Source organism: Nocardia sp. NPDC051990 (genome assembly GCF_040680755.1).
Taxonomy (GTDB): Bacteria; Actinomycetota; Actinomycetes; order Mycobacteriales; family Mycobacteriaceae; genus Nocardia.
In genome coordinates this window covers 50108-74421 of sequence record NZ_JBFAXH010000009.1, presented here as the reverse complement: position 1 = coordinate 74421, position 24314 = coordinate 50108, and the positions used below count along the sequence as shown (strand labels likewise).

24 protein-coding genes and 2 pseudogenes are annotated in these 24314 nt (G+C 64.6%); 15 read left to right on the top strand and 11 right to left on the bottom strand.

The features are described from left to right. The first annotated feature begins 85 nt into the window (after positions 1-85). On the top strand, positions 86-2638 hold the full coding sequence (locus AB0L63_RS18810) for an MFS transporter (protein ID WP_364502115.1): 2553 nt from the start codon (positions 86-88) through the stop codon (positions 2636-2638). Between the two features lie 77 nt (positions 2639-2715). Here AB0L63_RS18810 and AB0L63_RS18805 read toward each other — a convergent pair whose 3' ends face one another. Continuing rightward, on the bottom strand, positions 2716-3636 hold the full coding sequence (locus AB0L63_RS18805; RefSeq protein WP_364502112.1) for an LLM class flavin-dependent oxidoreductase: 921 nt from the start codon (positions 3634-3636) through the stop codon (positions 2716-2718). A 156-nt stretch (positions 3637-3792) separates the two neighbouring features. Between AB0L63_RS18805 and AB0L63_RS18800 the strand changes: the two genes are divergently transcribed. After that, the gene (locus AB0L63_RS18800) at positions 3793-4263 is read left to right on the top strand and encodes a hypothetical protein (RefSeq protein ID WP_364502109.1); all 471 of its coding nucleotides are present in this window, start codon (positions 3793-3795) and stop codon (positions 4261-4263) included. A gap of 699 nt (positions 4264-4962) precedes the next feature. Here the strand turns inward: AB0L63_RS18800 and AB0L63_RS18795 are convergent. Next, entirely contained in the window at positions 4963-6189 is a 1227-nt protein-coding gene (locus AB0L63_RS18795) for a cytochrome P450 (protein WP_364502106.1), read from the bottom strand. Between the two features lie 445 nt (positions 6190-6634). Beyond that, positions 6635-7588 (bottom strand): alpha/beta hydrolase, encoded by a 954-nt coding sequence (locus tag AB0L63_RS18790; protein ID WP_364502469.1) that lies wholly within the window; start codon positions 7586-7588, stop codon positions 6635-6637. 203 nt (positions 7589-7791) lie between these two features. On the opposite strand from AB0L63_RS18790, the gene AB0L63_RS18785 reads away from it, so the two are divergent. Both AB0L63_RS18785 and AB0L63_RS18780 read left to right on the top strand, forming a co-directional pair. Further along, the gene (locus tag AB0L63_RS18785; RefSeq protein WP_364502103.1) at positions 7792-8082 is read left to right on the top strand and encodes a hypothetical protein; all 291 of its coding nucleotides are present in this window, start codon (positions 7792-7794) and stop codon (positions 8080-8082) included. Between the two features lie 210 nt (positions 8083-8292). Beyond that, positions 8293-9192 carry an alpha/beta hydrolase family protein gene (locus AB0L63_RS18780; protein WP_364502466.1) on the top strand — a complete coding sequence of 300 codons (900 nt, stop codon included), beginning with the start codon at positions 8293-8295 and terminating at the stop codon, positions 9190-9192. Between the two features lie 3 nt (positions 9193-9195). On the opposite strand, the gene AB0L63_RS18775 is transcribed toward AB0L63_RS18780, so the two are convergent. Further along, the gene (locus AB0L63_RS18775) at positions 9196-9657 is read right to left on the bottom strand and encodes a hypothetical protein (protein ID WP_364502100.1); all 462 of its coding nucleotides are present in this window, start codon (positions 9655-9657) and stop codon (positions 9196-9198) included. A gap of 140 nt (positions 9658-9797) precedes the next feature. After that, positions 9798-10463 (bottom strand): hypothetical protein, encoded by a 666-nt coding sequence (locus tag AB0L63_RS18770; protein WP_364502097.1) that lies wholly within the window; start codon positions 10461-10463, stop codon positions 9798-9800. 439 nt (positions 10464-10902) lie between these two features. Here AB0L63_RS18770 and AB0L63_RS18765 point away from each other — a divergent pair, with 439 nt between their 5' ends. The 8 genes and pseudogenes from AB0L63_RS18765 (at position 10903) to AB0L63_RS18730 (ending at position 17286) form a co-directional block, all read left to right on the top strand. After that, positions 10903-11976 (top strand): M4 family metallopeptidase, encoded by a 1074-nt coding sequence (locus AB0L63_RS18765; RefSeq protein ID WP_364502095.1) that lies wholly within the window; start codon positions 10903-10905, stop codon positions 11974-11976. Between the two features lie 21 nt (positions 11977-11997). After that, positions 11998-12264: a protealysin inhibitor emfourin gene (locus AB0L63_RS18760; RefSeq protein WP_364502093.1), complete on the top strand. Its 267-nt coding sequence runs from the start codon at positions 11998-12000 to the stop codon at positions 12262-12264. A gap of 64 nt (positions 12265-12328) precedes the next feature. Then, on the top strand, positions 12329-12853 hold the full coding sequence (locus AB0L63_RS18755; RefSeq protein ID WP_364502090.1) for a GNAT family N-acetyltransferase: 525 nt from the start codon (positions 12329-12331) through the stop codon (positions 12851-12853). Between the two features lie 193 nt (positions 12854-13046). Beyond that, positions 13047-13547 carry a hypothetical protein gene (locus AB0L63_RS18750; RefSeq protein ID WP_364502087.1) on the top strand — a complete coding sequence of 167 codons (501 nt, stop codon included), beginning with the start codon at positions 13047-13049 and terminating at the stop codon, positions 13545-13547. Between the two features lie 129 nt (positions 13548-13676). Further along, on the top strand, positions 13677-14108 hold the full coding sequence (locus AB0L63_RS18745) for a transposase (RefSeq protein WP_364502084.1): 432 nt from the start codon (positions 13677-13679) through the stop codon (positions 14106-14108). Between the two features lie 339 nt (positions 14109-14447). Continuing rightward, a pseudogene (locus AB0L63_RS18740) lies at positions 14448-14630 on the top strand (glycosyltransferase); the annotation flags it as partial. Positions 14631-14670: 40 nt separating this feature from the next. After that, positions 14671-16881, top strand: coding sequence for an RNA polymerase recycling motor ATPase HelR (helR, locus tag AB0L63_RS18735; protein ID WP_364502082.1), 2211 nt, complete (start codon positions 14671-14673; stop codon positions 16879-16881). A 222-nt stretch (positions 16882-17103) separates the two neighbouring features. Next, positions 17104-17286 carry a hypothetical protein gene (locus AB0L63_RS18730; RefSeq protein ID WP_364502079.1) on the top strand — a complete coding sequence of 61 codons (183 nt, stop codon included), beginning with the start codon at positions 17104-17106 and terminating at the stop codon, positions 17284-17286. An 81-nt stretch (positions 17287-17367) separates the two neighbouring features. Here AB0L63_RS18730 and AB0L63_RS18725 read toward each other — a convergent pair whose 3' ends face one another. Beyond that, positions 17368-17841, bottom strand: a complete 474-nt coding sequence (locus tag AB0L63_RS18725; RefSeq protein ID WP_364502077.1) for a nuclear transport factor 2 family protein — start codon at positions 17839-17841, stop codon at positions 17368-17370. A 55-nt stretch (positions 17842-17896) separates the two neighbouring features. Continuing rightward, positions 17897-18463 carry a DUF1772 domain-containing protein gene (locus AB0L63_RS18720; protein WP_364502074.1) on the bottom strand — a complete coding sequence of 189 codons (567 nt, stop codon included), beginning with the start codon at positions 18461-18463 and terminating at the stop codon, positions 17897-17899. On the opposite strand from AB0L63_RS18720, the gene AB0L63_RS18715 reads away from it, so the two are divergent. Both AB0L63_RS18715 and AB0L63_RS18710 read left to right on the top strand, forming a co-directional pair. After that, a complete protein-coding gene (locus AB0L63_RS18715) occupies positions 18445-18807 on the top strand; it encodes a TetR-like C-terminal domain-containing protein (RefSeq protein WP_364502464.1) in 363 nt (120 codons plus the stop codon). The two genes, AB0L63_RS18720 and AB0L63_RS18715, sit on opposite strands and share 19 nt — an antisense overlap. Positions 18808-18862: 55 nt before the next feature. Continuing rightward, positions 18863-19384: a DinB family protein gene (locus tag AB0L63_RS18710; RefSeq protein WP_364502071.1), complete on the top strand. Its 522-nt coding sequence runs from the start codon at positions 18863-18865 to the stop codon at positions 19382-19384. Between the two features lie 405 nt (positions 19385-19789). Here AB0L63_RS18710 and AB0L63_RS18705 read toward each other — a convergent pair. Further along, a pseudogene (locus tag AB0L63_RS18705) lies at positions 19790-19943 on the bottom strand (response regulator transcription factor); the annotation flags it as partial. A 160-nt stretch (positions 19944-20103) separates the two neighbouring features. Between AB0L63_RS18705 and cqsA the strand changes: the two are divergent. Beyond that, positions 20104-21336, top strand: coding sequence for an alpha-hydroxyketone-type quorum-sensing autoinducer synthase (gene cqsA, locus AB0L63_RS18700; RefSeq protein ID WP_364502069.1), 1233 nt, complete (start codon positions 20104-20106; stop codon positions 21334-21336). 18 nt (positions 21337-21354) lie between these two features. On the opposite strand, the gene AB0L63_RS18695 is transcribed toward cqsA, so the two are convergent. The 3 genes from AB0L63_RS18695 to AB0L63_RS18685 all read right to left on the bottom strand — a co-directional run bounded on the left by AB0L63_RS18695 (position 21355) and on the right by AB0L63_RS18685 (position 24238). Then, complete coding sequence (locus tag AB0L63_RS18695) at positions 21355-22956, bottom strand: NTF2-like N-terminal transpeptidase domain-containing protein (RefSeq protein ID WP_364502066.1); 1602 nt, start codon at positions 22954-22956, stop codon at positions 21355-21357. A gap of 258 nt (positions 22957-23214) precedes the next feature. After that, positions 23215-23349: a hypothetical protein gene (locus AB0L63_RS18690; protein ID WP_364502064.1), complete on the bottom strand. Its 135-nt coding sequence runs from the start codon at positions 23347-23349 to the stop codon at positions 23215-23217. A gap of 280 nt (positions 23350-23629) precedes the next feature. Further along, a complete protein-coding gene (locus tag AB0L63_RS18685; protein WP_364502062.1) occupies positions 23630-24238 on the bottom strand; it encodes a hypothetical protein in 609 nt (202 codons plus the stop codon). Between the last annotated feature and the right edge of the window lie 76 nt (positions 24239-24314).

The following is a 24314-nucleotide window of genomic DNA, read 5'->3' as shown; positions in this document are numbered from 1 at the left end:
CGCAGTGTGTCAATTGCTCGACCGGCTCGACTCAGGTTTCGCGAGCACTTCCACCACGGATAGCCGATCAGAACTAGGGCTCATCATGACGAATTCGACCACCCAGGCCCCGGCAACGCCGCCGGACCTGAATGCCGGTGAGGGTACGTCACTGTCGCACCGGCAGATCCTCACCATCTTGTCCGGATTGCTGCTCGGCATGTTCCTCGCCGCGCTGGATCAGAACATCGTGAGCGTCGCGATTGTGCGGATCGCCAACAGCCTGGATGGATTCGACGAACAGGCCTGGGCGACCACGGCATATCTGATCACCGCCACGATCACCACGCCGCTGTACGGCAAGCTGGCCGACATTTATGGTCGAAAGCCGTTCTACCTCACCGCGATCGGGCTGTTCGTCATCGGTTCGGTCGCCTGCACCTTCGCCACCTCGATGTATGAACTCGCCGGATTCCGCGCTTTCCAGGGCCTGGGTGCGGGCGGGTTGATGTCGTTGGCGTTCACCATCATCGGCGATATCGTGCCGGCCCGGGAGCGGGTGCGCTACCAGGGCTATTTCATGATGGTCTTCGGTTCGGCGACCGTGCTCGGTCCGGTGCTCGGCGGATTCTTCTCGAACTACGACCAGCTATGGGGTCTCGAGGGTTGGCGCTGGGTGTTCCTGGTCAATGTGCCGATCGGTGTGCTCGCGCTCGGTGTGGTCGCCAAGGTGCTCAATGTGCCGCATCAGCGCCAGGATCACCGCATCGACTGGTTCGGCGCGGTGGCATTGACCACCTGCGTGGTGCCGCTGTTGATCGTCGCCGAACAGGGCCGGGATTGGGGCTGGACTTCGCAGCACGCGCTCATCTGCTACGGGATCGGCGCGGGCGGGCTGCTGCTGTTCGTGCTCGTCGAATTCCTGATGAAGGACGCGGCGCTGATTCCGATGCGGCTGTTCAAGAATTCGACCTTCAGCGTGACCATTGCGGGTGGGTTCATCGTCGGTATCGCGATGTTCGGTGCGATTGTCATGGTGCCGCAGTACTTCCAAGTGGTGCGCGGATATTCGCCGACCAAATCGGGTCTGCTGATGCTGCCGCTGGTGTTGGGGATGATGTTCGGTTCGCAGCTGGCCGGTGTGACCACTAAATTGACCGGGCGCTACAAGATTCTGCCGGTGATCGGGACATTCATCATTGCGGTCGGCGCGGCGCTCTACGGGCAGGTGCATTACGACAGCCCGCTGTGGCAGCCGCTGGTCTACGGCGGTGTCACCGGCTTCGGGCTCGGTTGCTGCATGCAGACCCTGATCATTGCGGCGCAGAATGCCGGTCCGCGTTCGGATATGGGTGTTTCGACCGCATCGGCGACCTTCTTCCGGCAGATGGGCGGCACCCTCGGTGTCGCGATATTCCTGACGATTCTGTTCAATCTCTTGCCGCACCGGATCATCGACGCATTCGGTGGTGCGCTGCCCGCCGGCTTCGACGCCGCGCAGTTGAGCACGATGCAGAGCAACACCAGTGGGATCGCGGCGCTGCCGGACGAGCTGAAGGTGCCCATTCTGATCGGGTTCACCGATTCGATGCACGGCGTCTTCTATGTTGCCGCGGGGGTTGCGCTGCTGGCCTGCCTGGTGCTGATGTTCATGAAAGAGATTCCGCTGCAGGACGATCCGGTTCCCGCGCCGGAGCCGGTAATTTCGGAGGTCGAATCCAGCTGGGCCGAGGCACCGCTCGGCGAGGGTGCCGCCGAGGTGCTCTCCGAACCCGAACCGGTGCTGGCGGGTGCCGTCGGCCGAGTCTCGGTGGAACACGACGGCAATGGCGTATATGTGGCGGCCGTTGTGCCGCAGTCGCATTCGGGTCTCGACTACGAAGGCGGATCGATCGGCGGGCGCATCGGCCGTGAGGACGGCCGACCGGTGCCCGGCGCGGTGCTGACCTTGATCGACCATCGGGGGCACCAGGTTTCGCGCGCGACTGGGGGGACCGGCGGCGGCTACCGCATCGAGGCGCCCGCCGCGGGCAATTATGTCTTGATCGCGTCGGCGACCGGACATCGACCGGAGGCCGTCAGCGTGGCCATCGGACAGCGGCCACAGTCGCTGGACCTGACCCTCACCGGGTCCGGCGAGTTGTCCGGTGTGGTCCGCTCGGCCGGGCGCGGCACCCCGCTGGCGGGTGCCACCGTCACACTGACCGATATTCACGGTGAGGTCGTCGGCGCCGCGATTACCGCAGGCGATGGCGCGTACGTCTGCCACGGCGTCGTCTCGGGTACCTACACCCTGGTGGCCGTCGCCGAACATATGCGTCCCAGTGCGACCACGCTCACCATCTCCGACAGCGGTCTGCTGCGGCACGACATCGAGATGGCATCCATGGCCGTACTGGTCGGATCCGCCTGGGCCGACGGTGATCGAGTCGTCCCGGATATCCAGATCACCGTTCTGGACGCGTCCGGCGACCTCACCGCCACCACCCACACCGACGCCGACGGCCGCTACCTGGTAACCGACCTCCCCGAAGGCCACTACACCGTCATAGCCCGCGGTTACCCACCGGTCACCACTCGAGTCACGGTCTCCGGCGGCGAGGTCACCCACGACGTCCGCCTCGGCTACGAACCCGCCGAAGCCCCCGAACCGCGCTGACCGCGGCTGGAGGATTTCGCCGCCAGCTAGCCCTTGTGCTGTCATTGCCGAGCGGTGCGCCGCGTTACCGCACCCGATCAGTCGACGTACGGCAGCACTTCCACGGCAGTGCGTTCCATTTGGGCGGCAACATCGAACAGCGGGTTGATCAGGATCATTTCCGCCCCGGCGGCGGCCACTTCGCGTAAGCCCTCGATGCATTCTTTCGGTGTGCCGTGCACGGCGACGGGCAGCAGGGTTCTGCCGAATTCGCCGTAGAAGTCGATCAGGGCGGCGGCCATGTGCTCTTCGGCCCGCGCCGGATCGTCGTCGACCGCGATGTAGACGCGCTTGGCAATGCGGAAATCCGATGGGGCACCGGAGTTTTCGGCCAAAGTCTCGCGCACGAACCGGACCTGCTCGGCGAATGCGGCCGTCGTAGTCGAACCGGCGCCGAAGAATCCGTTGCCGTGCCGGACCGCCCGCCGCAATGCCGCGGGTGTGCCGCCGCCGAACCACAGTGGCGGATAAGGCTTCTGGAATGGCTTCGGCTCCATGGTGGCGCCGGTCAGCTGCCAGAACTCGCCCTCGATATCGATCCGCGGCTGGGTCCACAGAGCCTTCATGACGCGCAGGCCCTCATTGAAGCGGGTCACCAGATTGTCGGCGGGATCGACATCGAAGGCCGAGAACATCCGGTTGCGGCCACCGATCCCGACGCCGATCTCGACCCGGCCGCGGCTGAGCTGATCCAGCGTGCTGATGCGCTTGGCGAGATGCACAGGATTGTGCAGTGGCGTCACGAACACCGCGCATCCGAAGCGCAGCCGCTCATTGCATGCGGCCGCGAAGGTCAACAACTCGATCGGACTCAGATTGGGCGCGGATCCGAGCAACTGCTCGGTTGTCCAAGCGCTCTCGAAGCCGAGCGCCTCGGCTCTATCCAGGTAGGCCCGCAGATCTTCCGGTTGAAACGATCCGTCGGGCATGAGCTGCGGAACCGAAATGGCGTATCGCATCATCCGAGCCTAGCTCGCGTCGACTCGATGTTCGGGCCGATCTCGAGCCGGACCTCGACACGCCGGCAACTCGACTGTAACCGCCCGCCGAGCCGATCCGATGTCCGCAGGGATAGATTATCCGAAAGCCGTTATCCCAGAGAGGAAATCACCCACGTGGGGCCGTTCTGCAGAGCCGTTTTCCTGGACGCCGACCACAAGCTGATCGGGTATCTGGAACCCAAGGTCCGATTCCTGAGACGCGCCTGGATCGGCGACGACTTCGTCCAGGGGGTGGAACGCCTCCTGACTGTGCCGACCCGTGTGGTGTGGGCCGGACCGCGGGTCGGGGAGCAGACCAGCCTCTACGACAAGGCCGCCTCCGTCGCCCCGCTGGTCGCGCCCCAGCACGGCTTCATCGGCCGCTACATCCTCAATCACGACAAACGCACATATGTGGACAAGGCGACGGTCCGCCACGGCGACCATCGGCAGCGCGTCCATCCGCTGCCGATGCTCACCGCGGAACCGGATTGCGCCGACGGCGATTTCACGCTGGTCGGCACTTGGGCCGGGGATCGCATCTCGATGAGCGCCACCGTGCCCACCGGCTTCGAGCCACTGAAGTACGACATCGTGCCGAACTAGCCTCGCTACCAACGCAAGTCACCCTGCGCTGAGGTGCGCGTAGACTCGCGCTGGAACTCTCGGCGTTCGAATGGCCTCGCCGTCTGGTGGGGCCAACCCACTGCGGGGAAACCGTGGTCGCGACAGCCAGATTCGGTGCCATCTCGCTGGACAGCAAGAACCCGCGCGAACTCGGGCAGTTCTATCGGCAACTGCTCGAGTTCGAGATCAAATACCCGCTTGGGCCGGAAGATCGCTTCGGGGCCGTCATGGAAACACCGCCTCTTTCGCCGAAGTTATTGAGTTTTGGATTACCCGCGGACGCATATTTCCGATCGTGTCGTATTTGTCCGGTTCATGTGAAAAATATCGAATGTCCTCGAATCCGGTGTGACTTCGCCAATGCCTTGTGCGCGCTATTGCGGAGTAGGACCATCTGAAGAAGAGCCTGTACTGGCTCGAGTTTCAACAGCCGCTCAACGAAGGGACATCAGCAATGTATGCAAAATTTGCTGCGGCTTTCGCTGCGATTGCCATCGCTCTGTCCGTCGTTACTCTCGCGCCGACGGCGTCGGCCGCCCCGGAAACGCCCGCCCAGCCTGCTGTCGGTTCGGTGGCACTGTGCTTGACTATTCCGTTGGGCCTGGTTGCTTTCAGCATCTGTATCTGAGGCTGTCGAATTCGGAGAGGAAAGCCGACGCATCGCCGATTCCGGTCATATCAATCGAAACGTACTTCCCAGCGCTTGATTCCGTTGAGCCATCCGGAGCGCAGGAACTCGGGCTCGGTGACCTGGCTGAGCTCGGGCATGGTATCGGCGATCGCGTTGAACATCAGGTCGATCTCGAGGCGGGCCAAGTTCGCGCCGAGACAGTAGTGCGTGCCCGCACCGCCGAATCCGACGTGCGGATTGGGGTCGCGCAGGATATCGAAGTCGAAGGGATTCGCGAAGGCGTCCTCGTCGAAGTTGGCCGAGCTGTAGAACAGCCCGACGCGCTGCCCCTTGCGGATCAACTGCCCGCCGAGTTCGACATCACGGGTCGCGGTCCGCTGGAATGCCGAGACGGGTGTCGCCCAGCGGACGATCTCGTCGGGTGCCGTGCGCGGGCGTAGCTGCTTGTAGAGCTCCCATTGGTCCGGATGGTCGACGAACGCCTTCATGCCGTGCGTGATCGAGTTGCGAGTGGTTTCGTTTCCCGCCACCGACAGCAGAATCACGAAGAAGGCGAACTCGTCCGACCCCAGGTGTTCGCCATCGACATCGGCGTTCACCAACTGCGTCACGATATCGTCGGCCGGGCAGACCCGCCGCTGCTCGGCCATGGCCCATGCGTATCCGCTCATTTCGAGCTGGGCGGTCGGCGCATCGGTGGCGTACTCCGGGTCATCGGCGCCGATCATCTCATTGGACCAGGCGAACAGCTTCTTGCGGTCCTGCTGCGGCACCCCGAGCAGTTCGGCGATGGCCTGCAACGGCAGTTCGCAGGCGACCTGCTCCACGAAATCACCGCTGCCGGACTTCTTGGCCTCGTGCACGATCAGGGCCGCGCGCTCGGCGAGCGCGGCCCGCAGACCCTCCACCGCGCGTGGTGTGAAGCCCTTCGACACGATGCGTCGATTTTGGGTGTGAGTCGGCGGATCCATATTGAGCAGAATCAGCCGCTGCATATCGATCTGTTCGCGGGTGATGGTGGACTGGTAGCGGATGATCGCGCCGTTCTCGGTCGAGGAGAAGATCTCCGGATGTTTCGAGATCTCCTTGATGTCTTCGAGTTTCGTGACCGCCCAGTAGCCACCGTCATCGAAGCCGCTGGACCGGTCGGGCTGGGCGCACCACCAGACCGGTGCCGTTCGGCGCAGCTCCGCGAATTCCTCGATGGGTTTGCGTTTCGCCCACAGGTCCGGATCGGTGAAATCGAATCCGGCCGGAATCGACGGCGTGGCCATGGCCACCTCCCAGAGCTAGAACGCGTTCTACAGACGATTGAAGCACAGTGTCCCGCTTCGAAATAGCGAAATTGGCGGCAGCCCAGCCGCTCACAGTGGCGATCCTGGCCGCGCTGGTTCTGCACGAGAGCCCATCGGCTTGGCAGATCGGCTGGGGTGCGATGTGGGTCATCGGCGTCGGTCTGGTGGTAATCGGGCCGAAGGTCAGGACAGCTCGTCGATCGAGCCGATCTTGACGATTCACGTTGCACTGCTTGCCAATTCGGCGTCCAGAGTGATCGGTGTGCGGTTGGGTCGATGCGACGTACCCGGCGTCGTAGGCCGAGCGGCCGTAACGGTCTAGTAGGAATCGCCTCCGTGCGCGGAGACGAGGATGTCAAGCGAAGTGCCAACGCAAGGGCCGACGAGGAATATCCGGTGGTCTCGGTGAGCCACCTCGAACGGACTATGCGACGAGGCTGAGTGCGCCTTCGATCTGGTCGACGCTGCTGGCCCGAGTCATCAGGCGAGCAATGGCGTCGGTGACCTCCATCGGCCGCTCGAGGATCACCGAGTGGCCTGCGCCGTCGACCAGGACGAAATCCGCGGACGCGACGGCGGCGGCCATCGCGATCGAACGCGACGGCGGCGTCAACAGGTCGGCGGTACCGCACAGCACCAACGTCGGGATCTTCGACAGAACCGTGAGGGCATCGGTCTGGTCGTAGTCCATAAAGGCGCTCAGGAAACCCGCCATTGTCACGATCGGCGTCTCGTTGTGCATCGCGTTGGCGAGGGCGAGCACCCGCGGGCTCACCTTGCGATCGCCGAATTCGGCGGAATGGATGATCGGGGCAAAGACCTTGCAGGCCATGAGCTTCGCATGGTGCATGATGCCGGGAGCGCGTCGAACGGCCGCCTGGAATGCGGAAACGGCCGGGCGGCGCAGCAGGCGGCCGAAGCCGCCGTCGGCGAGTCCATTCGCGGCGGTCGCGAGGAGTGCTACGCCGGCAATCCGCGTGCCGATCTCGTGCGGATTCCGGCTGAGGTAGGTCAGCACCGTCATGCCGCCCATGGAGTGGCCGACGAGGACCACCGGTCCGGTGGGGGCGACCGCGCCTAGCACGTTGCGCAGGTCGTTGCCGAGCTGCTCGAGGTTGTAGGTCCGCGGCGATGCCGTGGCGGAATCGCCGTGGCCGCGGTGGTCATAGCAGACGATCCGCGCCCCCGGGTACCGGCGCACCAGCGCGTTGCGGACGTAGGTCCACGACGCGGTGCGCAGGCAGTGTCCGTGCAGCAGGACGACGGTGAGGTCGGCATCACGCGGGCCGTATTCGCGAACCGCGAGTGCCACACCGTCCTCGGTCGAGACCGTGGCACGACGTTCCGCCGAGGTGGCGATGGTGCTGGTGGTCGACATCGATGGCTCCGGTTCGGTTACGGTGACTTGCTCGACTGTCCGCCGCATGGCCCGCCGATATCAGGTCCCCGAGTGCTGGTGTCGGGCCCCCAAGGTGGACCGGATCACCACCAAGGTGTCACCGGCCGGCGCGCCACCAGGCCGGTCGCCCGTCCGATCTCGGTGGCCTGAGGTTCGTGGTAGCGCAATTTCCTGGCGATTCGGTGCCCATTGTTGGTGGCCCCCAATCGACCAAGGAGCCGAACGAATCCAAGGCCAACGCACCGGCTCTCACGCCGAAACTCTGGTACGGCATGCCTGCCTATGCCAAGGACGGCAAGGTCGTATGCTTCTTCCGGACCGGCGAGTTATTCGAGTCGCGGCACGCGACGTTCGGCTCCAACGACATCGCGACCCCTCGACGACGGCACCATATTGCCGACCGCCTTTGCCTGAAGTTGACCGCCAACGATGAGGAACGGCTCGGCGCACTCGTGCGGATGGCGGTCGGCTGAGGCGAGAGCCATCGCCACGCAAAACTATGATGGTCTTTTCGATCCGGGCCGCACAGGGAAGCGGCTCGGCGCAAGCGACGTCCGAATTCGGGTCTCCTCGGTTACCTTCCGGGGAAGAAGGTGGAGGTGTGCGGAGTGGGTGCGACAGGACGGTTCGGAAACCAGCGGGGATGGCAGCGCAAAACCGGCGTTGTTCTGGCAACAGCTGTTCTGCTGTCGTCGATCGGTGCGGCGGTGGCCACCGCCGCACCAAAACTGCGCTCCCCCGGAGGGGGTTATCAGGAACTCTCCGTGCCGTCGAGCATGGGGCCGATCGAGGTCCAGGTGCAATGGGCGGCCCACGGCGGGAGCGCGGCCCTCTACGTGCTCGACGGTCTGCGCGCACCCACCGATCACAGTCAGTGGACGAGCGATACCGACGCGCTGCGCCAATTCGCAGGCGACAATGTCACTTTGGTATTCCCGGTCGGCGGTCGCTCCAGCTTCTACACCGACTGGTATCGACCCAGTAGTACCAATCAGCAGCCGACGACGTATAAATGGGAAACCTTCCTCACCAAGGAGTTGCCCGAATACCTGGCACGGTATGGCGTTTCGCGAACCAACGACGCGATCGTCGGTGCCTCCATGGGCGGCAACGCGGCCCTGATCCTGGCCGGCCACCATCGCGACCAGTTCAAGTTCGCGGGATCATTTTCCGGCTTCGTGCACCCGACATTTCCGCTCTGGAACGAGGCGATGCGCGCTGCCATGTGGGACGAGGGCAACTTCAATGTGGACGATATGTGGGGTCCGGTCGGCGATCCCGCCTGGAGCCGCAATGATGCCACCGAGCAGGCGGAGTTGTTGCGCGGGCTGCCGATCTACCTTTCTACTGGCAATGGCCAGCCCGGTCCGCTCGATGTGCCGTACGGAATCGGCAACACGATGAACGGGATGGCCCTCGAGGCGATGACATTGGCGTCGGCTCAGATGTTCCGTGACCGAGTCGCGGAGCTCGGCATCGACGCGCGCATCGACATCTTCGACGGAACGCACACCTGGCCCTATTGGCAACAGGCGCTCGCGGCGGCGCGTCCGATGATCCTCGATGCGCTAGGCGCGCACTGAAATTCAGGATTGGAAGATCGCCGACGTGACGGCCACATCAGCGTAGCTGAAGTACCACCCGTTCCAGGTATCGGCGACAATCACCTGGATCGCATGGCCACTTGCGGGACCGTCGGTAATCAACCACAGGCCATTGCCGTACCCGGTCGCCGCGCTGATGCTGCCATCCGACCATGCGAACTGGGCCGAACTGGGCGCACCGGGTGCGTTCCAGGGAATGGTCACCTCGAACTGTCCGGAGTCGATACCCGGCAGCAACGAGCTGACGCACTCCCGCAGTGTGGCCGCACGCCGGATGTTCAGCCCCGCGCTGCCTGTGCCGGGCACCAACCGGCCGGTCATCACACTGCCCTGCCGACATCCATCACTGCCCTCACTGGGTGGGTACGCCTGCACCTGCGGCGCGCCCAGCACCGGTAGGGCGCACAGCACCGCCGCCACCAGCACGCTTCGACGAACAGACACCGCACCACCTCCGTGCGAGAGGACAGCGATTCACCCGGTCGGTCGAGCTGGACGCCGATGAATAGGTAGCGAACCACTGCCGACCAGGTGAGCAGTCTAGCGGTCGGCAGCGCGTACTCGATCAGCTTCGAGAGCGAGAATCAGTGCACCAGGGCAGCTCGGGATTGCGCGTAGGCGATGACATCTTCCGCGTACGCCGATGCATCTCGCTCGGCGAAACACTTTCGGAGCTGGTCGAATGCGTCGTAGAGCTGTGGTCCCGGCCCCCGATCGGCGAGCAGGACGACGATCGCCTCCCAGGTACCGATGTGCGGGTCGGGGTGGGTGAGCAGCTCGTCGAGGTACCGATCCGGCTCCACCAGCCGTAATGCGCGGCGCGCGTGGACGTGTACACGTCGGGGTAGTTCGGTGCGGACGGCGTCGATATCGGTTTGCAGTAGCTGGCCGGGTTGCGCCGGGTCGAGCCGCAACGACCACAATGCGGTCATCTCGTCGGGCAGGGTGTGGGCGTTGAGCAGGTCCGGGCCGGAAGCCTCTTCGAGTGGCGTCGGCGATAGGCCCAGCTGTGTGTTGCGCCAGTTGCGGTATTCCCACCAGGCTGTTGGTGTCGCGCTCAGCTCCAGGCCGAATCCGATCACCTGCTGCCCGCTGGTCCAGGTGCGCGAGACTCGGGTGCGGCCGACGGATGCGACTCCACCCGCCTCGACCCGGATCCATCTGGGGTCGGAGCCGTGAAACCCATACGGTTGCAACAGTTTTCCTGTTTCACGCAGCAGGCGGCGCACTGCCGACTCGGGACTGACCATGCCCGCAGATTAACGACGGGTCCCGACAGATTGTCGCGAAGGGGGCACTGCGCCGCCCCTTGATGAACCGCCAAGTCCGCAACATTCGCCGATGCCGCCGCGACGATGTGGGAACCGCCCTCGGTCGAAATCCCTGACGCACGTGACGTTTTGGTCGATCTCAGCCGAACTGCGCTGCTGAACCATCGGTCAGCCGGCCCGGCGATCTGCGGCCTTCGGGGGTGCTGGATGCAACTCCGGAAATGAGTATGTGAGTGCGAGTCGCCCGGTGACCAGAGCGAAGGCACCGGGGTAGTGACCGTGACGGTTCGGCGCTGAGAAGATGCCAGTGGTCGGCGCGGTGATGACCATTGACCTGGGCAGGGTCGAGGTCGTGGCCGCCGCCCTGTATTTCACCAATCATGTTCGCGGGCAATGACATCGACATATGGTTCCGGGTATGACGAAGATCAACGGGGGCTTCGAGCCCGTCTTCTGCACCATCGTGCCTCCGCATATCCTCGACAAGTTGTCTCAGCAAGACGACCCCGCACTCGCCGCGGCGGCGCGCAAGACGCTCGAGCGCGATGCCTACGAGCGCACCCATCGCCGTCTGACCACAGTTATCGGCGCCCCATCCGGCGCCCTGCCCGCCGCAGCGGCGACCGGCCAGCCGCACCGCGCCATCTACGACGCCGGCCACCGGACGGAGCTGCCCGGCAAGCAGGTCCGTGCCGAGGGCTCGGACCCGGGCAACGACGCCACCGTGAACCGTGCCTACGCGGGCCTCGGCGCCACCTTCGAGTTCTATCTGAAGGCGTACGGGCGCTTCTCCATCGACGGCAACGGCCTGCCGCTGGACGCGACCGTTCATTACGACCGGAACTACAACAACGCCTTCTGGAACGGCGAGCAGATGGTGTTCGGTGACGGTGACGGCAAGATCTTCCTCGATTTCACTATCCCGACCGAGGTCATCGCCCACGAGCTCACCCACGGTGTCACGCAGTACACGGCCAACCTCACCTACTTCGGCCAGCCCGGCGCCCTCAACGAGTCGCTGTCCGACGTCTTCGGCTCGCTGATCAAGCAGTACACGCTCGGCCAGACCGCCGCTGAGGCCGACTGGCTGATCGGTGCGGGCCTGTTCACCTCGCGCGTTACCGGCAAGGCGCTGCGCTCCATGAAGGAGCCGGGCACGGCCTACGACGACGACATCCTCGGCAAGGACCCGCAGTCGGCGACCATGGACGACTTCGTGCAGACCGACCGCGACAACGGCGGCGTCCACATCAACTCCGGCATCCCCAACCACGCCTTCTATCTGGCCGCCACGGCCCTCGGTGGTCACGCCTGGGAGAAGGCGGGGCAGGTCTGGTATGACGTCCTGACCGGCGGCGAGCTGAAGAAGGATGCTCAGTTCGAGGACTTTGCGAAGCTCACGGTCGCGGCGGCCAAGGCTCGTTTCAACGAGGGCGAGGAGCTGAAGGCCGTGCTGAATGCGTGGGAGAAGGTCGGAGTGCAAACGTCGTAGTTCTGTACTAGACACGGACCCATGCGTATTCGAGTGAGTCGCGCGGGTGGATTCGCGGGCATCGAGCGGCACGCCGAGGTCGACACCTCCGGGCGGCCCGATGCGAGCGAGTGGCACGCCCTGGCCGAGCAGGCCGCGGCCGAGGGGCACAGCAAGCCGCCCCTCGGGGTTCCGGACGGGTTCAGCTACGAGATCACCGTGGACGACAGGACGTTCTACGCGGCGGATCCCCGGCTCACCGGGGAGCAGCGGATGCTGATCTCCAGGGTGCTCGAGGAAGGAGCCTAAGGCGGTAACAGGTCGCCCATGTCTTGGACCAGTTGCTACACAACGGAATTGGTATCTTCGGGGAATGCCCGAGCTGATCGCGCCCACCACACGCCTGCACGCCGCATGGCTCGAGGCGCGCGACGACTGGGGGCCCGGTGTCCACGAGGACGGTTTCGGACTGCGGCCATCCGACGACGTCGACTCGCCGGCCGGGTTCGCAGCCTGGGTGGCGCGGCTGGTTGAGCACTCCGATCCGACAAACGCGACTGAGACCGGCCGGATCCGCTGCACCTACCGATGGATCACCGACGCCGACCGAGTGCTCGGCGGGATCGCGCTGCGACATGAGTTCAGCGAGCTCGGCCACATCGGTTACGGCCTCCGGCCGTCCGCACGGCGACGCGGGCTTGCAACCTGGGCTCTGGGCCAGATGCTCGACGAAGCGCGAACACTTGGCCTGAAACAAGTACTGATCGTTTGCGCGAGCGACAACATCGCCTCGGCGAAAACGATCGAACGCAACGGCGGCGTTTTCGAAGACATTCGCGACACCGAACACGGCCCAGCGCAACGGTATTGGATCAACATTCCAGAGCCGAACCCGTGATATCGCGGGCATACATAACCGCACGCTGTCGAAACACCTGCAATTGGATGCATACCTGAAACAGGTTCTGCCGCACAAGATTTAGAGGTTGCGCAGATAGGGCTCGGTTCGGGAGTGGAAAGTGGTCGCGCGGTCACCGTGTGTCTCGGCTGGCGGGTAATCGGCGTGATGGGGCTTGGCATATGCTGAGCCGATGTCGGACGACGGCGAACAGCCAAGTATCTCGGGCATTGGTGTGGACCTGCCTGCAACGCTGCGTATCGCCGGGCTTGCATTGAAACGGACGGAGAGCCCTCCGTCTTTGGCCTGCTGGACCGGCTGCTTCCCGGAGCCGGCAGGCGGCAACGCGGCGGTTATCAGTCTGGTGATTGAGCCGGCCGCGCCGCCTGAAGAGGTCACCCTCCAACTCGCTCACGACGTTGTGAGCCGTTTCGACGTCTTCGTCGACCGAGCCGTGGGGTACTGCCGGACCCGGCTCCGGGAGCGGCACTTTGAACTCACATCCGAGGAACTGAGCTGGCTGGATCTTCCAGAGTTGCCGTTGGCAGTTCCCGAAGCAGTGGTGTGGGCCGACCAGACCTGGGCAATCCGGTTCACAGAGAGCAGGTTCCGGCTGGCGGACCCCTACGGAATCCTGGTGACCTTCAACGGCACGCAGCCTGTCGACGTTCAGGGCCTCGAGGACGAGCAATGAGCCCCTTGTTGTGGCATCGCGACTCTGGAGGCCGCGCAGATCGTCAGCAGGCGGGGCCAGTTGGCAGACGGCACAGGCACAGATCCGTGATCATGGAGTTGCGACGCTCGGTGATCACTGAGGACACCTGTGCCTGTACTGCCATCATGGCTGGCTGAACCGCTCTGGGACCAATTTGCCGGCCTGTTGCCGCAGCGGCCCGAGTTTGATCAGAGCCACCCGTTGGGCTGCCACCGGCGCCGGATCGGCGACCGGCTCGTCTTCGACAAGCTGCTCCAGGTCCTCCGGTTCGGCTGCTCTTACGAAGCGATCGCGGACTCCACCTGCTCGGCCACCACGATCCGCAACCGCCGCGACGAGTGGATAAACATGGGCGTGTTCACGCAGTTGAAGCAGATCGCGCTCGGTGTTTATGACCGGCTTGCGCGCTGCTACGAACGCCGGACCAGCGTCATCGAGGCGTTCTTCGATCTCGCCGACACGATCATCACCGTCCGTAGCGTGATCCGCCAAGCCTGGACCACCCATCGCTGGGCAGCCCGCCCCCAACGCCGCCCCTGACCATTCGCCTATCTGCGCGACCTCTTAGTTCAGAGAACGAGTGGGTTCGTGGGCGCACGGGGTGGCGTAGGGCGGAAGCGGTCGCTGAGTTCGGCGCGGCGCAGCAGGAAGGGCTGTTCGAACTCGGTCCATTCGCCAGGTGTGACGTCGCGGAATTATCGTCGGCGCGCGTGCGTTCGCCTAGCGCTCGAGGGGTTTGTCCGTCACTGCGGATCAGATATGGAAGGAAACTCCCTTCCATATTCAACTTATAGCGCACCCGGGGGCTTGCGGCAAGACCCCGGCCGTGCCGCAGAATCACTGGCCGAAGCCAGAACCTGCGGAAATGGGGGTTAGGAAATGCGTGTGTTGCTGTCGACGTATGGGTCGCGCGGAGATGTGGAGCCGATGATGGCGCTCGCGGTGCGGCTGCGGGAGCTCGGCGCGCAGGTACGGGTGTGTGCGCCACCGGATGAGGATTTCACGCGGCGGCTGGCCGAGGTCGGCGTGCCGATGGTGCCGGTTGGTCAGTCGGTGCGGGCGGCGGGGTGCGATGTGCTGGTTGCGACCGAGGAGGGACATTTTGACTACCCAGGGGCATGAAGACGAACTGCGGTCCGAGCGGGATTATGTGGCCGGGCTCTATGCGCGGCTCGATGCCGAACGCGCGCGAGTGCAGGGGCGGTACAGCGCGGCGTTGCGGGGAAATGGCGGGTCGCCGATGGAACGGGATGTCGAGGTGCGGGCGCTGGCAAAGGAGGCGAAGCGGCTGGACGTGGCGGACAACGGTCTGTGTTTCGGTCGGTTGGATACCGTGTCGGGCGAACATTCCTACATAGGCCGGATCGGCATTGTGGATGAGGACAACGAGTACGAACCGTTGTTGCTGGATTGGCGGGCGCCCGCCTCGCGCGCGTTCTACATCGCCACCGCCGCGACCCCGGAGAACATGCATCGGCGCCGCCAGTTCCACACTCGCGGGCGTCACATTGTCGATTTCACCGATGAGGTTCTCGGCCGCCCGAGTGCCGGTGAGCGAGGGGACGCGGCGCTGCTCGCCGCGGTGAACGCACCGCGCGGTGCCGGGATGCGCGACATCGTGGCGACGATCCAGGCCGAACAGGACCAGATCATCCGGCTCGATCATCCGGGTGTGCTGGTGATCGAGGGTGGTCCAGGCACCGGCAAGACCGTGGTGGCGTTACACCGCGTCGCGTACCTGCTCTACACCCAGCGGGAGCGGATGGAACGGCACGGGGTGCTCGTAGTCGGGCCCAATCCGGCTTTCCTCGATCACATCGACCGCGTTCTGCCATCGCTGGGCGAGACGAATGTTGTATTCATGACCACCGGCGACCTCGTGCCCGGTCTGCGTGTCACCGCCGAGGACACCCCGGAAGCCATGCGGCACAAGGGTTCGCTGCGGATCCTGGACGTGCTCGCGGCGGCGATCGCCGATCGCCAGCGGCTGCCGGAGCAGCCGGTGCGCATCGAACTGACCGATGTCACCATGCGGATAGACGCCGAGACAGCGGAGTGGGCCAGGGAAGAGGCGCGCGCGAGCGGGTTGCCGCACAACGAGGCCCGCGCGGTGTTCAGCGAGATCGTCACCTACGTGCTCACCGAACGAGCGATAGCCCGGATCGGCCGCGGCTGGCTGAACCGGAAGGATCGCGAAGCCTGGGAGAACCTGCGGACGGATCTGCTCGCCGAACTCGCCGACAACGACCAGTTCACCGCCGCGCTCGACGAACTCTGGCCGATAATGACGCCGGAAACACTACTGGCACAGCTGTATTCATCCCCGGAGCGGTTGCGTGCGGCCGGCGCCGACCAGTCGCTGTGGCGTGCCGAGGGTGCGGCGTGGACGGTGCCGGATGTGCCGCTGCTCGACGAACTGATCGACCTGCTCGGCCGCGACAAGGCAGCCGACGAGGCCGCCGCACGTGCCGCCGAGCGGGAACGCAAGGCCGAGGCCGAGTACGCCGCCGGTGTGTTCGACACCCTCATCAAGCGCGAGGACCTGAACGACGACATCGGTCTGCTCGCGCAGGACATGCTCTACGCCGAGGACCTTGCCGAGCGCTTCCTCGAACGCGACACCCGTGAACTCGTGGAACGCGCTGCCGCGGACCGTGATTGGACCTACCGGCATGTCGTGGTCGACGAGGCTCAGGAACTATCCGAAATGGACTGGCGGGTATTGATGCGGCGCTGTCCTGGCCGATCCTTCACCGTGGTCGGCGATCTCGCCCAACGCCGGTCGGTGGCCGGGGCGACATCGTGGGACGCGATCTTCGAGCCGTACGTGCCCGGACGCTGGGTCTACCGGCCGATGTCGGTGAACTACCGCACCCCAGCGGAGATCATGACCGTCGCCGCCGCGGTGCTCGCTGAGTTCGCACCGGGAGTCCAGCCACCGGAGTCGGTCCGTGCGTGCGGTGTCCAGCCGTGGTCCAGGCGGGTGACCGAGGACGAATTATCCACTGCTATAGCGGAATTCGTACGTGACGAGGCGGTTCGCGACGGCACCAGCGTCGTGATCGGGCCACCGGGTGTGTCGGGTACGGTGCCGGCAGCGGAGACGAAGGGGCTGGAATTCGACGCCGTCCTGGTCGTGGAACCGGAGTGGATCCGCGCCGACGGTCCACGCGGCGCGGCCGAACTCTACGTCGCCCTTACCCGCGCCACCCAACGCCTCGGCGTCTTGCACAAGGGCCCCTTGCCGCAGGCCCTCACCGGACTTACCGAAATCCGCCCACCCGCCGACGCCGGGAGTCAACAGTTGGCATAGCGATTCGCGTGGGCCAGTATCCGCGCAAGCTCACACTCGGTCAGGTCGAGAGTTCTGATAACGGGGCCAGTACCGCCGTGTCCATCGGTCGCCGGTGCGGTGGTGGAGACGGGATGACTCCATCGCACCACAAACGGGTCACCGACTCGTCCTCCGAAATGATGACGTACGCCGGGCCTTTCGGCCGACGAATGGCACCCGTACTGGCGGCAGGATTACAGCATGCAGATACGACTCGCGACCATCTTCGGGGTACTGCTCGTTGTCGCTGGGGCAGCATTGTGGCTTTTCGCGCGAGACACCGAATTCTTCTGGTTCCGGGGCGGGCCACTCGGGGTCGTGCTCGTAGTGGTCGGGGTGATCGACATCGTAAACGCGCGCAGGACGGACCGGCGGCGGCTTTGACGCGGATGTGCTTCTTGATCGCGGCAGTGGCAACCGGGAAGGCTCCGCACGTCGGCCCGGCGGGCAACTGCGAGATTGAAATTATGGTGCGTTCGAACCGCTTTGATCGTGCTCAGGTGCTTGTGTGTCGAATGCCTGGGCGACGGCGAGGCTGTCCTCGTAGACGTGATGACGGGTAATGAGGCCGTTTTCGATGGTGAGGTGTAGCGCGAAACGGGAACGATAGGCGCGTCCGGTGGCGCGGGCGGTCTGGCGGATTTCGCCCAGTACCACCGCATCCGGGCCGTCGACCAGGATGCGTTCGATCACGGTGCCGACGTGTTCGGGCAGGTGGTGGCGAGCGATTTCGCGGTAGTGTTCGGCCGCGTCGGCGCGCGTGGCACGGTGCCTGATCCATGGGGTGGCTTGGCGGTTGTGCTCGTTGTCCGGCCAATTCAATTTCCAGTCGCTGACCGGGGCGTAGAGCGCGGCGGTGGCGTCCGGATCGCCCGCACCGATCCGGCGCAGCAACTCCTCGACGGCGGTGCGGGTGGTTGTCGTCCCGAGATTGTTCATACCTGCCACCGTGCCAGCGCCGATGTGCCCCGTCGATTACCTCTGACGTAATATCTCAGCGACGCTTCTCGGGTGTGAGATCGCGACGATTCCTGAAAAGCGGTAGGAGGTAAGCGAATTCATCAAAACCAGTTCCGAACGAACTGGCTGCTGGCCTCGAGCCCAACAGGGCGATACCGAGGGGGACCACCTTCACCTGCCCCGTTGCAGGGATCTCGGCCGACGGGTTGTGGGTGGCAGGGCGGGCGGCCCGGGCATCATCGTGTGGCCGGGTGGATCCGATGACGACTGCGATCATCAAGATGAAGGCGAGCAGTGCGCAGCCGGTCCGGGTGAAATGGAATAGTTCCCAACGCCGCAGGATTTCGGCATAGTCGCTGGGCGGGGTGCTCACGGCCCAGCGCTTGATCTGCTGGTTGATCGGTACATTCCCGAAGCGGGTCACCAGGAACGAGAGGAATGTCAGCGCTGAGGCACTTGCCGCGATCCAGCGGGGCCAGCACTTCGACCGCGTCGCCAGGATCAGTGTGCTCAGGACGGCGAGCCCCATCAGCGCCTGCATCACCGGGCCGTTGACCCGCATCAGCGCGGTATGGAAGGTGAATCGAACATCAAGGGGCACTTTGCGAAACGCGTACAACGTGCAGTCTTGTCGCATGGATCAGCAGCCCGTCCGGCCGGGCGGTCCTCGCTGTCATGCTGGCCAATGCCATCGGACAGTCGGCGCCACCCGCCTCAACCCGCCATGCTTTCCGCGACCGCATCCGCAAGGCGCTGCCGGTCGTGCCGCGCGCGGTCGAACGCGGTGAGCTTCCTGCTGGCACAAACCCCGCCGAGCTGATCAAAACCCTTGTGGCACCGATTTATTTTCGCGCGCTGATCACCCGTGAGTCGGTGGACGACAGCACCGCCGACGCGGCCGCGGCAGTGGCGATGGCGGCGGCGCACGCCGGTGTGTTCGGCTGAGTCCGGTTGGATTAATCGGTTGTCGGAATCAGCGCGGCCGAGCAGGATGTCGCGCATGGTCGCGTCGCGTTCCGCTCTGCTGCGCTGGCAGTTCGAACTGGTCTGGTCGTTGTTCGAATTTCATCTCGAGCGACTGGAGCCGGGCGACTTCTTGTGGGAGCCAGCAGGTTCGACATGGACAGTGCGCCAGGACGAGACCGGTGTCTGGGTGCCGGACTGGGCGGACTCCGAGCCCGATCCGATCCCCGTGCCCACCATCGGTTGGATCAGCTGGCATATCGGATGGTGGTGGAGCGTCACCATCGACCACCTGCGGGGCCGCACTCCACCGGACCGCACCGCGATCACCTGGCCAGGACCCGGGTCAGCGACCATCGACTGGCTGCGTGGCCTGCACAAGGACTGGTTGCAGATCCTGGACCAGAATGCCGATCTCGATGCGCCAACCGTGTTTCCATGGCAGAACGACCCCGACAAATCCATCGCCCACACCATCGCGTGGGTGAATGCCGAACTGATGAAGAACGCCACCGAGATCGGCCAGTTGCGGCTACTGCGGGCAGCCCGTCATGCCTAATGAACGTCGGTCGCCGAGCTCTCGGTTGGGTGATCGCCCCGCACGTGTCGAATGGTTCATGTCGGGCGTTCCCGATCAGGTGACGGGCAGATCGCGGATCAGTACGTCGAAAGTTGCTGCGTCCGACCAACTCGGTGTGGTTATCCCGACGCGGGTCCAGCAGTTTTCGATCTGCTCGTCCAGCCTCATTCGCTGAATGATGCCGACTCGCCATCCACGAAGCCACGGATGCCGGCAGCGGGGGACTCGATGACGTCGTCGGGCAGTGGTTGATCGAAAACCGTTCCCAGCCTGCGCCGAAGGCGTCGGAGATCGCGGAGCGGCTGATGCGCGGACCAGCGCTCCGCCCGCCCGGAGGAACCAGCGATCCGCCACCAGCACCTGTCCGCCGCGCCAGTGCTACACGACGACGTCATAGTCGTTCACCGCGACGCGCTCCAGCGCACCCCCGCCGTCATACACCACATCGACCGCCATCGCATGCCGCCGTAGCCCATCGGCTATCGCGTGCCAGCAACCGCTCGTCTTCGAGCACCAGTACCCGCTCGTCTTCGAGCACCAGTACCCGCACCCGACCATCGTGCCCGTTGTCGCTGTCAGGGCTCTGTTCGTGCGACACTCGCGTCGAGTCGGCGATTTCTGCGCATGTCGCGATGGGGAGTGATTCAATCTGCTCGGTGTGTGCTCTGTAGTAACTGATTGCAGTGAAAGGAGTTCAGATGACGATGTCGGTCGCCGACCGCATATTCCTTCGCGTCAACCGATTCCATACCGAACGGATCGCGGTCGCCTGGGGCGGACGGCATATTCTGCACGGTCGCCAACCGAGGTCGGGTGACATCGTGCTGACCAGTAACGACCATCTCGCGCTCGCCCGCGAGCCGTATATCATCGGTGCGATGTGCGCGGCGTTGCAGAACGCGAGCGGGGGAGCGCCGCCGTCGGGCCTCTTCCTGCACGGGCCGGACCATCCGCAGATCGCGCTGGAGCGGACGCTTGCCGAACATATGCGGGCGGCGGCCGGAATTCTGTGTCAGTCGGGCTGGGATGCGAATGCCGGATTGCTCCAGTCGATCGCCGACGCGCATACGCCGGTCTATGTCGATCATATTGCCCATATGTCGTTCTGGCACGGCGCGAAAACCGCTGGTGCGCCGGTATATTCGTTCCGGCACAATTTTCCGGGCCATCTGCGCGAAGAGATTCGTCGACACGGCCCCGGCATCATCGCGGTGGATTCGATCTATGGCGCCAACGGGAGCCGCTGTCCGCTGACCCAGATCTGCGATGTCGCCGACGAAACCGGCAGTGTGCTGGTGGTCGACGAATCGCATTCGCTCGGCACCGACGGGCCGTACGGCGCGGGCATGGTGGTCGCGCTCGGCCTCACCGACCGCGTGCCATTCCGAATCGCCAGCCTTGCAACGGCTTTCGCGGGACGTGCCGGATTCATCGCCGCGAACAGTATCGACTTCGTCGACTATTTCAAGATGGAATCCGATCCCGCGGTCTTCTCCGCGACGCTGCTGCCGCACGATATCGCCGGTCTGGCCGCGACGCTCGAGGTGGTTCGCGTCGACGATTGGCGGCGGGTCCGGTTGCGCGAGATCTCCGCTGTTGTGCGCCGTGCGCTGATGGCATTGGAATTCGACCTGGAGGGTTCGGCCAGTCATATCGTCGCGCTGCAGACCGGTCCGGATGAGCGCACGATCGCGATACGCGACTTTCTGGAGGCCCGCGGCGTTTTCGGTTCGGTCCTCTGCTGGCCGGTCACCGCGCCCGAACGCGCGCTCATCCGCTTCTCGTTGCATGCCGGTCTCACCGATATGCAGGTGGATCGACTCATCCAGGTGTGCGCCGAGGTTCGCGACATCTTCGGCGCGATGGCACCGCTGTGGCACGAAAAGCCCAGGCCCGAATCGCCTCCGGCGCAACTCATGTCGACTCGGTGATTGGCTGTGAGCCGTCGGTCAGCTATCCGGCTCCGGATGGAAAATGCGTTTGGCTGCCTGAATCAGGGTCTCGCGGCTGTCCGGATTCTCGACATAGAGTGCGAAGGCCAACTCGCCGGTATTTGCCAGCAGCCAGCCCTGCCCGCCCGTGGTGGTGATATATCCGCCACCGCCGATCAGGCCACGGAGCTGGTCGACCGCCTTGGCGGGCAAGGGTGTCGACGCGGCGGAAGTCGTTGCCGGGCGACCGACCTCGATCATCGGTGGGGTTATGCGCCCATTGGCAATGGCGGCGGTGAAGATCGCCATGCCGTACGGACTGGCCTGGATGTCATTTGTCCGCCCGCCGCCTCGGACCTCATCGGTGCCCGGCGCCGGGATCCGTGAACTCACCTTGTCCAGACCATTCAGCTCGAAATCGACGCCGAGACCGAACATGCGGGCGGCCTGAGTGATCTCATCGAGGGATACGTTCTGCGGCGGTTTGTGCGCGATGTTCGCCGCGGCCGTGCGCAGTAGTTCGGACGTGCCGCCGATCGGGGCGAGTCCGGCGAAGGCCATCGATTCGTTCGCGCTGGCCGCATTGTTCTCGGCGGCGGCGACTACGGCTCCGGTCGCGGGGCGGATGACGACCACGGCCGTTGGATTCCCGACGTAGTTGACCGCATCCTGGGCTGCGCGTTGCCAGTGCGGATCCAGGGTTGCGGACACATCCGGTGCCGGTGCGCCCAGTTGTCCGGCGAGGTTGGCTATCGGATGCCCGTCGAGTCCCGAGAGTTGCACCGCCCAGCCCGCGGTCCGGTCCCGGTTCTCCTGCCACGCCGTGCGCAGCGCGTCGAGCATGGGTGATTGGATGCGCCGGTCGGCGGCGATCAGCCGTGGCTGCGCCTGCGTCACCACCCCCGGAATCGGCGCGATATCCGGTTCGAGAACCGCGAAGTCGTCCTGCCGCAGATTCACCGCGACCACTGGCTTACCCTGGGCGGCGGCGAGTTGCGCGCGCAGGGATTCCCCCGTGATCACCGGCGCGATCGGTTCGATGGCCTTGGCCAGCGCGTCGGTGGTGGCGACCGGATTGGTGATGCGGGTGGGATCGAGCCGGACCACATCGATGATCTGCTCGGTCATCAATGTTTGTCCGAGGCCGTCCTTCACCACGGGTGTCGGCGGCGCGTAGGCCTTTACCAAGTGGACCGTGCGGCTGTTATCCAATTTCGGCACCACGATGGTCGGGTCCCAGGAGATGCGCCAGCCGGTCGCCAGCTTTCGCACCGTGCCCTGCGCATCGTATGTCCAGTTTCGATCGGGTCCGAATTTCCAACCGCCCTGTAGGGCGAAGATTCCCTCCCCTTTGCCCAATGGGATGAATTGGGTCAAACGGAAGTCCGGAGCACCCTTGCGCAGTCCGTCGAATACCTGCCGTAGCGCTATCACGGCACTGCCCGGTTGGGCGGTCAACTTCGCGGCGTTATCCGCGTCCCGCTTGTTCAGCAGCTCGGTGAACCGTTCGACGGCCACCCTGGCGTCCTCCGGATACTCGTCGAACGTACCGGCGCATCCGCCGAGTGCCAGTGCGAGGATTACGGCCCCCAGGGCCGCCGAGCAACGTGCGCGGATCATATGAAGTCCGGCGCGATGACCAGGGAAATACTCATCGGGATCCTCGATTCTCGAGTTCAACCGTGATTGATGGTCGTCAGCATCCGATAGCGCAGCGCACCGGACTTCGAGGCTAGCCCGCGCATTCGGCAGCAATCCACTCGATAAATCGGATAGCTGCCGAATTGCGATGGAGTCGAAATATGGCCTTATGTTGGCTTCCCGCAACATGTTCGAGCCGAGCGAGGGATCCCGGCGAGTGGCCGAGGTCCCGTCGGATCACGACTGCGGCGGCGGGCAGAAGACGCCGAAGTTGTTGCCGGAGGCGTCGAGGATGTGCGCGAAAACGAGGCCGTCCTTGCCGGTGATCGTTGCGCCCAGTCGTTCAGCCTCGCGACCGTGGCCGCGCGGCATCCTGGACGAGTACGAAGAGGCCGCGCGATCGGCCGACGCGTCGGTGGTGCGCGAGATGTCGCCGCTGGGTGATTCGCTCGCGGGATGGCTGACCAGGTCGTAGGTGTCGGCATTCCGGTCGACGGCGAAACTCCAGCCGAACAGGGTCGCGGAGAACTTCTCGACCTCTTGCGGCTTATCGCTGCCGACCTGGAACCACGGATCGGGTCTCGCATATCCAGTGAGTGCCTCGCACGCTATAACCTGTCCGAGGCACTCATTGGATATGCGATTGCTTCGATCAGCGGCGGGGGGAGGCCAGCATCGGTTCGTGTAGGTCGAAGAATTCGACTTCGCCCATGAGTTCGCTTTCCTCGTCGAACAGGGCGCGTAGATCATCTGGGATCTCTAGCTTTTCGTGGGCGCGGGCCTCGGCCTCGGAGGTGAAGTAGACGGCCTCTACGTAACCGTCGCTGCCATAAGTCGCCAAGGTGCCGCCGAGAATTTCGGGGCGCAGTTCGTGGATGCGCTCGGTGCCTTCGGCGAGCAGTTCGCGCATGCGGCGCGGATTGCGGGTGTGGCCCTCCATGACCTGGACGAACCCGGCCTGATCCGAGCCACCGCCCAGCCACTGCGTGACCTCGGGGCAGTCCATGAATGTCACCGGTCCGTCGAAGCACTGCTCGGTCTCGGCCCACCACGCGCCCTGCTCCGGACGATCGCTATTGCGCCGTGCCGCCTCCTCGGATTCGAACCTCGTCAATGCGATGAACGTCCCGTCATTGCATAAGCCGCTCGTCATCCCGAGATAGCCGGTGGCTCCCGGCTGCAATTCCTTGGTCCACCGATCCATGCAGCGACGCAGCCGATCGGCGTCGGCAACCTTTCCTTGAATAACTTGGATGAACATCGAGTCCTCCTAGTGCGGAGAGAACTCCGCTGTGTCGCGAGGCTGACGCGTCGTGGTCCACCGAGGGCGCCTGGAC

What these genes read in the sequence shown, in the direction of transcription:
- AB0L63_RS18755 (WP_364502090.1), top strand. Translation starts at nt 12,329, where the DNA reads ATGCCCGAGCTGATCGCGCCCACCACACGCCTGCACGCCGCATGGCTC.
- AB0L63_RS18730 (WP_364502079.1), top strand. Translation starts at nt 17,104, where the DNA reads ATGCAGATACGACTCGCGACCATCTTCGGGGTACTGCTCGTTGTCGCT.
- AB0L63_RS18805 (WP_364502112.1), bottom strand. Translation starts at nt 3,636, where the DNA reads ATGCGATACGCCATTTCGGTTCCGCAGCTCATGCCCGACGGATCGTTT.
- AB0L63_RS18770 (WP_364502097.1), bottom strand. Translation starts at nt 10,463, where the DNA reads ATGGTCAGTCCCGAGTCGGCAGTGCGCCGCCTGCTGCGTGAAACAGGA.
- AB0L63_RS18695 (WP_364502066.1), bottom strand. Translation starts at nt 22,956, where the DNA reads ATGATCCGCGCACGTTGCTCGGCGGCCCTGGGGGCCGTAATCCTCGCA.
- AB0L63_RS18750 (WP_364502087.1), top strand. Translation starts at nt 13,047, where the DNA reads ATGTCGGACGACGGCGAACAGCCAAGTATCTCGGGCATTGGTGTGGAC.
- AB0L63_RS18765 (WP_364502095.1), top strand. Translation starts at nt 10,903, where the DNA reads ATGACGAAGATCAACGGGGGCTTCGAGCCCGTCTTCTGCACCATCGTG.
- cqsA (WP_364502069.1), top strand. Translation starts at nt 20,104, where the DNA reads ATGACGATGTCGGTCGCCGACCGCATATTCCTTCGCGTCAACCGATTC.
- AB0L63_RS18795 (WP_364502106.1), bottom strand. Translation starts at nt 6,189, where the DNA reads ATGGCCACGCCGTCGATTCCGGCCGGATTCGATTTCACCGATCCGGAC.
- AB0L63_RS18810 (WP_364502115.1), top strand. Translation starts at nt 86, where the DNA reads ATGACGAATTCGACCACCCAGGCCCCGGCAACGCCGCCGGACCTGAAT.
- AB0L63_RS18760 (WP_364502093.1), top strand. Translation starts at nt 11,998, where the DNA reads ATGCGTATTCGAGTGAGTCGCGCGGGTGGATTCGCGGGCATCGAGCGG.
- AB0L63_RS18690 (WP_364502064.1), bottom strand. Translation starts at nt 23,349, where the DNA reads ATGCCGCGCGGCCACGGTCGCGAGGCTGAACGACTGGGCGCAACGATC.
- AB0L63_RS18790 (WP_364502469.1), bottom strand. Translation starts at nt 7,588, where the DNA reads ATGTCGACCACCAGCACCATCGCCACCTCGGCGGAACGTCGTGCCACG.
- AB0L63_RS18710 (WP_364502071.1), top strand. Translation starts at nt 18,863, where the DNA reads ATGGTCGCGTCGCGTTCCGCTCTGCTGCGCTGGCAGTTCGAACTGGTC.
- AB0L63_RS18685 (WP_364502062.1), bottom strand. Translation starts at nt 24,238, where the DNA reads ATGTTCATCCAAGTTATTCAAGGAAAGGTTGCCGACGCCGATCGGCTG.
- AB0L63_RS18725 (WP_364502077.1), bottom strand. Translation starts at nt 17,841, where the DNA reads ATGAACAATCTCGGGACGACAACCACCCGCACCGCCGTCGAGGAGTTG.